This window comes from Pseudomonas sp. REP124, from assembly GCF_020164475.1.
GTDB lineage: Bacteria > Pseudomonadota > Gammaproteobacteria > Pseudomonadales > Pseudomonadaceae > Aquipseudomonas.
In genome coordinates, this window is the sequence record NZ_JAIQWX010000219.1 from 1 (window position 1) to 7,801 (window position 7,801).

At 61.7% G+C, this 7,801-nt stretch carries 8 protein-coding genes and 1 pseudogene; 8 read left to right on the plus strand and 1 reads right to left on the minus strand.

Annotated features, from left to right (window positions below; translation table 11 throughout):
• The first annotated feature begins 66 nt into the window (after nucleotides 1-66).
• The 3 genes from pcaC to K9857_RS28805 are packed head-to-tail and all read left to right on the plus strand — an operon-like array spanning nucleotide 67 to nucleotide 1,831.
• Nucleotides 67-456 (plus strand): 4-carboxymuconolactone decarboxylase, encoded by a 390-nt coding sequence (gene pcaC / locus K9857_RS28795; RefSeq protein WP_224541729.1) that lies wholly within the window; start codon nucleotides 67-69, stop codon nucleotides 454-456.
• Between the two features lie 56 nt (nucleotides 457-512).
• The gene (locus K9857_RS28800; RefSeq protein ID WP_175379058.1) at nucleotides 513-1,265 is read left to right on the plus strand and encodes a GntR family transcriptional regulator; all 753 of its coding nucleotides are present in this window, start codon (nucleotides 513-515) and stop codon (nucleotides 1,263-1,265) included.
• Between the two features lie 2 nt (nucleotides 1,266-1,267).
• Complete coding sequence (locus K9857_RS28805) at nucleotides 1,268-1,831, plus strand: NUDIX hydrolase (RefSeq protein WP_175379057.1); 564 nt, start codon at nucleotides 1,268-1,270, stop codon at nucleotides 1,829-1,831.
• Between the two features lie 117 nt (nucleotides 1,832-1,948).
• On the opposite strand, the gene K9857_RS28810 is transcribed toward K9857_RS28805, so the two are convergent.
• The gene (locus K9857_RS28810; RefSeq protein WP_175379056.1) at nucleotides 1,949-2,242 is read right to left on the minus strand and encodes a DUF1330 domain-containing protein; all 294 of its coding nucleotides are present in this window, start codon (nucleotides 2,240-2,242) and stop codon (nucleotides 1,949-1,951) included.
• 70 nt (nucleotides 2,243-2,312) lie between these two features.
• Between K9857_RS28810 and ribBA the strand changes: the two are divergent.
• The 5 genes and pseudogenes from ribBA (at nucleotide 2,313) to K9857_RS28835 (ending at nucleotide 7,689) form a co-directional block, all read left to right on the plus strand.
• Nucleotides 2,313-3,422: pseudogene (gene ribBA / locus K9857_RS28815) on the plus strand (bifunctional 3,4-dihydroxy-2-butanone-4-phosphate synthase/GTP cyclohydrolase II).
• A 313-nt stretch (nucleotides 3,423-3,735) separates the two neighbouring features.
• Nucleotides 3,736-4,761: an ABC transporter substrate-binding protein gene (locus K9857_RS28820; protein WP_224541731.1), complete on the plus strand. Its 1,026-nt coding sequence runs from the start codon at nucleotides 3,736-3,738 to the stop codon at nucleotides 4,759-4,761.
• Entirely contained in the window at nucleotides 4,758-5,702 is a 945-nt protein-coding gene (locus tag K9857_RS28825; RefSeq protein WP_224541733.1) for an ABC transporter permease, read from the plus strand. Before K9857_RS28820 ends, K9857_RS28825 begins: the two co-directional genes overlap by 4 nt.
• 6 nt (nucleotides 5,703-5,708) lie before the next feature.
• Nucleotides 5,709-6,518, plus strand: coding sequence for an ABC transporter permease (locus tag K9857_RS28830; RefSeq protein WP_224541735.1), 810 nt, complete (start codon nucleotides 5,709-5,711; stop codon nucleotides 6,516-6,518).
• Nucleotides 6,519-6,534: 16 nt separating this feature from the next.
• Nucleotides 6,535-7,689 (plus strand): ABC transporter ATP-binding protein, encoded by a 1,155-nt coding sequence (locus K9857_RS28835; RefSeq protein ID WP_224541737.1) that lies wholly within the window; start codon nucleotides 6,535-6,537, stop codon nucleotides 7,687-7,689.
• The last annotated feature ends 112 nt before the right edge of the window (nucleotides 7,690-7,801 follow it).

Sequence of the window (7,801 nt, forward strand, 5' to 3'; positions counted from 1 at the left end):
GACATTCCGCCATCGCGAGCAGGCTCGCTCCCACAAAGGGCAGGATGGGTGGCGAGAGGAGCAATGATGAGCAACGAAAAGTACGAACAAGGCCTGAAAATCCGCACCCAGGTGCTCGGCCAGGACTATGTCGATCGCTCGATCCAGAACGCCGACGACTTCACCCGCCCGCTGCAGGAGATGGTCACCGAGTATTGCTGGGGTCATGTCTGGGGCCGCGACGGTTTGTCGCTCAAGGAACGCAGCATGATCAACCTGGCGATGATCTCGGCCCTCAATCGCCCGCACGAACTCAAGCTGCATGTGCGTGGCGCCTTGCGTAACGGCTTGAGTCGTGAGCAAATACGCGAAATTCTGCTTCAGGTCGGCATTTATTGCGGTGTTCCCGCAGCCGTGGACAGTTTCCGGCTGGCCCGTGAAGCCTTCGCCGAAGCCGACGCAGAGGCCTCCAGTTAACCCCCGGCCATGTCGATGCCCATCTGGCGTCGACAGCCATCTTTAGAGCGTACCCCATGAAACGCCTGCCACTCGACGACAGCTTCAAGGTCAATCGCAACCCCGTTACCCTGCGCGAAATCGTGCTGGATAAGCTGCGAAGCGCCATCATGAACTTCCAGCTACTGCCGGGAGACCGTCTGGTCGAACGCGATCTGTGCGATCGTCTTGGGGTAAGCCGCACATCGGTCCGCGAAGCCTTGCGTCACCTGGAGTCCGAAGGCCTGGTGGAATTCGCCGACGCCAAGGGCCCGCGCGTGGCCATCATCACCCTGGAAGACGCCGTCGACATCTACGAGCTGCGCTGCGTGCTCGAAGGCTTGATCGTCCAGCTGTTCACCCTGCGCGCCAAGGCCAAGGACATCAAGGCCCTGGAAAAAGCCCTGGAAGACAACCGCCAGGCCCTCAAGGAAGGCGAGCTGCAGCAGGTCATCGATTCGGTACAGGGTTTCTACGACGTGCTGCTCGAAGGTTCCGGCAACCACGTTGCGGCCACTCAGCTGCGCCAGTTGCAGGCGCGCATCAGCTACCTGCGCGCGACCTCGGTGTCTCAGGAAAACCGTCGCGGCGCCAGCAACCAGGAAATGGAACGCATGGTCGAGGCGATCAAGAGCGGCGATGCGCTGGCCGCCCATCAAGCCTGTATCGATCACGTGCGCGCCGCCGCCACCGTCGCCCTCGAATACCTCAAGCGCAAGCAGGAAGAGACCGGGCCGATCCCTGAGATCGTATTGCCCATCGCCCTCAAAGAACCTCGCATAGGTCGCTAATCATGTTCAGCCCGAGCTTTTGTCCGAAGTGCGGCGCCAATGACCTCAAATCGCAGCTGCCGCCGGGCGATACGCACGAGCGACTGATGTGCCGCGGCTGCGGCTACATCCACTACGTCAATCCGAAAATCATCGCCGGCTGCATCATCGAGCAGGACGGCAAATACCTGCTCTGCCAACGGGCGATCCCGCCGCGCCCGGGCACCTGGACACTGCCGGCTGGCTTCATGGAAGCCGGCGAGACCACCGAGCAGGCGGCGTTGCGCGAGGTCTGGGAAGAGAGCGGCGTGCGCGCGGACATCGTCTCGCCCTACTCGATCTTCAGCGTGCCGAAGATCAGCGAGGTGTACATCATCTTCCGCGCCGTGGCCCTGGAGATCACCGGCGAGCACGGGCCCGAAACCATGGACTACAAGTTCTTCGCCCCTGAAGACATTCCGTGGGACAGCATCTACTACCCGGCGATCCGGCAGATTCTCGAGCGCTATATCGAAGAGCGCCAGGCGGGGGTTTACGGGATTTACATCGGCAATGACGATAGCGGGAAGATTCACTTCATCCGCTGATCACGCAGACCCTGTAGGAGCGAGCATGCTCGCGATAGACGTCAACGGTAACGTTGGCTGACTGACACCCCTCGGTGTCTGTACCTCCATCGCGAGCATGCTCGCTCCTACAGGTGGTTACGCCGGGGCGATGCCTTCGACAATCACAATCTCCGCCCGTCCCGCGCCCTCGCGGTGGCGCTTCGCCTCCTGATACTCCGGCGAGCGATAACAGGCCAGCGCCTGCTCATACGAATCGAACTCGATCACCACGTTACGCTGCGCCCCCTGCCCTTCGAGCACTTCGCTGCGCCCGCCGCGGGCCAGCATGCGGCCGCCGTACAGGGCGAAGGCCTGCGGGGCACGCTGGGTGTATTGGCTATATTGATCAGGATCGGTGACATCCACGTGAGCTATCCAGTACGCCTTCATAGTGACCTCTCGGTTTATTTTGTATCATGGTATACCATAATATGAATCTACCGCACACTGAGACTCCATCATGGCCTTCAACACAATCGAAGAAATCATCGAAGATTATCGCCTCGGCAAAATGGTGCTGCTGGTGGATGACGAGGACCGCGAAAACGAGGGCGATCTGTTGCTGGCAGCCGATTGCTGCAGCGCCGAAGCCATCAGCTTCATGGCCCGCGAAGCCCGTGGCCTGATCTGCCTGACCCTGACCGACGAACACTGCCAGCGCCTGGGCCTGGAGCAAATGGTGCCCAGTAACGGTAGCGTATTCAGCACCGCCTTCACCGTCTCCATCGAAGCCGCGATCGGCGTGACCACCGGCATTTCCGCCGCCGACCGCGCACGCACCGTGCAAGCTGCTGTAGCGCCCGGCGCCACCGCTGTCGATATCGTCCAGCCCGGCCACATCTTCCCCCTGCGTGCCCGGGAAGGCGGCGTGCTGACCCGCGCCGGGCACACCGAAGCCGGTTGCGACCTGGCGCGCCTGGCCGGCTTCACCCCGGCCTCGGTGATCGTCGAGGTGATGAACGACGACGGCACCATGGCCCGCCGCCCGGACCTGGAAGTCTTCGCGCGCAAGCACGGGATCAAGATCGGTACCATCGCCGACCTGATCCACTACCGCCTGAGCAACGAACACACGGTGGAGCGCATCGGCGAGCGTGAATTGCCCACCGTGCACGGCACCTTTCGTCTGATCACCTTTGAGGATCGCATCGAGGGCGGTGTCCACATGGCAATGGTCATGGGCGAGCTGCGCCGCGAGGAACCGACGCTGGTGCGGGTGCATGTGATCGACCCATTGCGCGATCTGGTCGGCGCCGAATACAGCGGCCCGTCCAACTGGACACTGTGGGCCGCCTTGCAGCGCGTTGCCGAGGAAGGCTGCGGCGTGGTGGTGGTGCTGGCCAACCACGAATCGTCCTAGGCCCTGCTCGAACGCGTGCCGCAACTGACTCAGCCGCCGCGGCAGTTCAGCCGCTCGCAGTCGCGGATTTATTCGGAAGTGGGCACCGGGGCGCAGATTCTGCAGAACCTCGGTGTGGGCAAGCTGCGGCACCTGGGTCCGCCGCTCAAGTATGCGGGGTTGACCGGGTATGACCTGGAGGTGGTGGAGAGCATTCCCTTCACCGGTTGACTCACCTCCCCTTGTAGGAGCGAGGCTTGCCCGCGAAGAGGCCGGCACATTCAACACCTCTGGTGCCTAATACCCAGCCTTCGCGGGCAAGCCTCGCTCCTACAGGGGATTTGTGTGGATCAGGGAATTGGCAGGACAGATAAAAAACCAGATTTGCCAGATAGCCGGTACGGCAAAATGCTTGCACAAAGTTTGGAATACCATAATATGATATTCCATAGACCGGACAGTCCCAGCGACTGGACGGACCTGATGCTCCCGATAGGCGGGCACTGAAAGCCCCGCTCATAAACACAACAATGAGGGCGTAAAAATGGTGTTGAACAAACGTGTATCCGCAGTGCTGTTCGCGGGTCTGCTCAGCGTGACCAGCCAGGCGTTGATGGCGGCTGAAAGCGTCAACTTCGTCAGCTGGGGCGGTACGACCCAGGACGCGCAGAAGCAGGCGTGGGCCGATCCGTTCAGCAAAGCCAGCGGCATCACCGTGGTTCAGGACGGCCCGACCGACTACGGCAAACTCAAGGCCATGGTCGAAAGCGGCAACGTGCAATGGGACGTGGTCGACGTCGAAGCCGACTTCGCCTTGCGCGCCGCCTCCGAAGGCCTGCTCGAACCCCTCGACTTCAAAGTCATCGAGCGCGACAAGATCGATCCGCGTTTCGTCTCCGATCATGGCGTCGGTTCGTTCTTCTTCTCCTTCGTCCTCGGCTACAACGAAGGCAAGCTCGGCGCCGCCAAGCCAACCGACTGGACCGCGCTGTTCGACACCAAGACCTACCCCGGCAAACGCGCCCTCTACAAATGGCCGAGCCCAGGCGTACTCGAACTGGCCCTGCTGGCCGACGGCGTTCCGGCCGACAAGCTCTACCCGCTGGACCTGGACCGCGCCTTCAAGAAACTCGACACCATCAAGAAAGACATCGTCTGGTGGGGCGGCGGCGCCCAGTCGCAACAGCTCTTGGCATCCGGTGAAGCAAGCCTTGGCCAGTTCTGGAACGGCCGCATCCACGCCCTGCAGGAAGACGGCGCCCCGGTCGGCGTGAGCTGGAAACAGAACCTGGTCATGGCCGACATCCTGGTCATTCCAAAAGGCTCGAAGAACAAGGACGCGGCGATGAAGTTCCTGGCCAATGCCAGCAGCGCCAAGGGACAGGCCGACTTCTCCAACCTGACCGCCTACGCCCCGGTCAACGTCGACAGCGTGGCGCGCCTGGATTCCGCGCTGGCACCGAACCTGCCGACGGCCTACGCAAAGGATCAGATCACTCTTGATTTCGCGTACTGGGCCAAGAACGGTCCGAGCATCGCGACACGGTGGAACGAATGGCTGGTCAAATGAAAATGACGGCAACCACGTCCCGTCAATCCACGGCCACCGGGAGCGCCTCTGGCGCTGCCGGACAGGCTTCCGTCAAGGCCGCTGCCATGAACCAATCTCCAACTTTGGCACAACGCTGGCGTGGTTCGAGCAACCTGATCCCCGCCCTGCTGTTCCTGGGCCTGTTCTTCCTGGCACCACTGATCGGCCTGCTGCTGCGCGGTGTGCTGGAACCAGTGCCTGGACTGGGCAACTACGAACAACTGTTCGCCAACTCGGCCTATGCGCGAGTCTTGCTCAACACCTTCTCGGTGGCCGGTCTGGTAACGATTTTCAGCCTGCTGCTGGGCTTCCCGCTGGCCTGGGCGATTACCCTGGTGCCACGTGGCTGGGGTCGCTGGATCCTGAACATCGTGCTGCTGTCGATGTGGACCAGCCTGCTGGCCCGCACCTACTCCTGGCTGGTGCTGCTGCAAGCCTCGGGCGTGATCAACAAGGCGCTGATGGCGATGGGCATCATCGATCAGCCGCTGGAGATGGTGCATAACCTGACCGGCGTGGTGATCGGCATGAGCTACATCATGATCCCGTTCATCGTGCTGCCTTTGCAGGCGACCATGCAGGCCATCGATCCGATGATCCTGCAGGCCGGCTCCATCTGCGGCGCCAGCCCCTGGACCAACTTTTTCCGGGTGTTCCTGCCTCTGTGTCGGCCGGGGCTGTTCTCCGGTGGCCTGATGGTGTTCGTGATGTCCCTCGGTTACTACGTCACCCCGGCACTGCTTGGCGGTGCGCAGAACATGATGCTGCCCGAGTTCATCATTCAGCAGGTGCAGTCGTTCCTCAATTGGGGCCTGGCCAGCGCCGGTGCCGCGTTGCTGATCGTCATCACCCTGGTGCTGTTCTACTTCTACCTGAAGCTCCAACCGGAATCCCCGGTCGGCGCCAGCAACGCGAGGTAAGCCGTCATGCTCCTGACTCCCAATGCCATGAGCCGCCGGATGCGCTTCGGCCTGTACGCCACCACCGGGCTGATCGGGCTGTTCCTGCTGCTGCCGATCGTGTTCATCGTCCTGCTGTCGTTCGGCTCGTCCCAGTGGCTGGTGTTTCCGGCACCGGGCTGGACCGTGAAGTGGTATACCCAGTTCTTCTCCAACGCCGACTGGATGAACGCCGCGCTCGCCAGCCTCAAGGTCGCGGTACTGACCACGATCTTCGCCGTCGCCCTGGGTCTGCCCACCGCGTTCGCCTTGGTGCGCGGTCGCTTCCCGGGCCGGGAAATGCTCTACGGGCTGTTCACCCTGCCGATGATCGTGCCGCTGGTGATCATTGCGGTGGCGGTGTACGCGCTGTTCCTGAAACTGGGTTACACCGGGACCATGTTCGCCTTTGTGGTCAGCCACGTGATCGTCGCGTTGCCGTTCACCATCATCTCGATCATCAACTCGTTGAAGCTGTTCGATCAGTCGATCGAGGATGCGGCGGTGATCTGCGGCGCCTCGCGGCTGCAAGCGGTGTTCAAGGTGACCTTTCCGGCGATCCGTCCGGGCATGGTCGCCGGCGCTCTCTTCGCCTTTCTCGTCTCGTGGGACGAGGTGGTGCTGAGCGTGATGATGGCCAGCCCGACCCTGCAAACCCTTCCAGTGAAAATGTGGACCACTCTGCGCCAGGACCTGACGCCCGTGATCGCCGTCGCCTCGACGCTGCTGATCGGCCTTTCGGTATTGGTCATGGTCATCGCCGCTGCCTTGCGCCGGCGCAACGAAATCAGCGCCTGAGCGCCAGGAGTACGACATGAGTGCAGTGATCAAAGATGCCGCGCAGCAGAACGACAAGCCCCTGGTGAGCCTGCGCAACCTGAACAAGTTTTATGGCGACTTCGCCGCCGTGGACAACATTTCCCTGGACATCAAGGACGGCGAGTTCCTGACCTTCCTCGGCTCCAGCGGCTCCGGCAAGAGCACCACGCTGTCGATGCTCGCCGGCTTCGAAACCCCGAGCAGCGGCGAGATCCTGGTCAACGAGCAATCCCTGGTGAACGTGCCGCCGCACAAGCGCGACATCGGCATGGTGTTCCAGCGCTACTCGCTGTTTCCGCATCTGTCGGTGCGCGACAACATCGCGTTCCCCTTGAGCATTCGCAAACTGGACGCCGCCGAGCGTGATCGCCGGGTCGATGCGATGCTCAAGCTGGTGCAACTGGATAAATTCGCCCACCGCCGCCCTTCGCAGCTTTCCGGTGGCCAGCAGCAACGCGTCGCCATCGCCCGGGCGCTGGTCTACGAACCACGCATCCTGCTGATGGACGAACCCCTCGGTGCGCTGGACAAGAAACTGCGCGAAGACTTGCAGGATGAACTGCGTCAATTGCATCGCCGCCTGGGCATCACCATCGTTTACGTGACCCACGACCAGGAAGAAGCCATGCGCCTGTCACAGCGCATCGCGATCTTCAGCCACGGCAAGATCGTCGGCCTGGGCAGCGGTTATGACCTGTACCAGAATCCGCCGAATGCGTTTGTCGCCTCGTTCCTGGGCAACTCGAACTTCCTCAAGCTCAAGGCCCAGGGCAATGCGGTGGCGACTTTTGAAGGGCAGCCCCTGTCGATTCGTCTGACTTCAGGTCTGCAAACCGAACAGGACGTGCTGCTGATGGTGCGTCCGGAAAAAGCCCTGGCACTGAGCGTGCAGCAGGCTACCGAAGAGCCGCTGGCCGCCGGCTGGAACGAAGTGTCGGCCACGGTGGTGGAAGTGTTGTTCCTCGGTGAAAGCCAGACCTGTAGCGTTGTGACGTCTGGCGGCACCTCGATGACCGTTAAGGCGCTTTCGGCTGCCGGCATGCCGCTCAAGGCGGGCGATCCAGTGAAGGTCCGCTGGGCCACGGCGGATGCCTGTGTGTACACCGAATGGGCGGAAAGCGATTTGAACAAGGCTGCTGGGGCACATTGATGTAGAGCGATCCATGCTAGTGGATCGCAATTGAAGAGTCACCCTCGGGTCGCCGCAACGTCGAGTTGCGGTGGCCTTTTTTTTTGCATATTGATCAGGGCTTTCTGGTGCC

Bases quoted from the DNA above. Each gene is read 5' to 3' on its own strand.
- pcaC (WP_224541729.1), top strand. From the start codon at position 67: ATGAGCAACGAAAAGTACGAACAAGGCCTGAAAATCCGCACCCAGGTG.
- K9857_RS28800 (WP_175379058.1), top strand. From the start codon at position 513: ATGAAACGCCTGCCACTCGACGACAGCTTCAAGGTCAATCGCAACCCC.
- K9857_RS28805 (WP_175379057.1), top strand. From the start codon at position 1,268: ATGTTCAGCCCGAGCTTTTGTCCGAAGTGCGGCGCCAATGACCTCAAA.
- K9857_RS28810 (WP_175379056.1), bottom strand. From the start codon at position 2,242: ATGAAGGCGTACTGGATAGCTCACGTGGATGTCACCGATCCTGATCAA.
- K9857_RS28820 (WP_224541731.1), top strand. From the start codon at position 3,736: ATGGTGTTGAACAAACGTGTATCCGCAGTGCTGTTCGCGGGTCTGCTC.
- K9857_RS28825 (WP_224541733.1), top strand. From the start codon at position 4,758: ATGAAAATGACGGCAACCACGTCCCGTCAATCCACGGCCACCGGGAGC.
- K9857_RS28830 (WP_224541735.1), top strand. From the start codon at position 5,709: ATGCTCCTGACTCCCAATGCCATGAGCCGCCGGATGCGCTTCGGCCTG.
- K9857_RS28835 (WP_224541737.1), top strand. From the start codon at position 6,535: ATGAGTGCAGTGATCAAAGATGCCGCGCAGCAGAACGACAAGCCCCTG.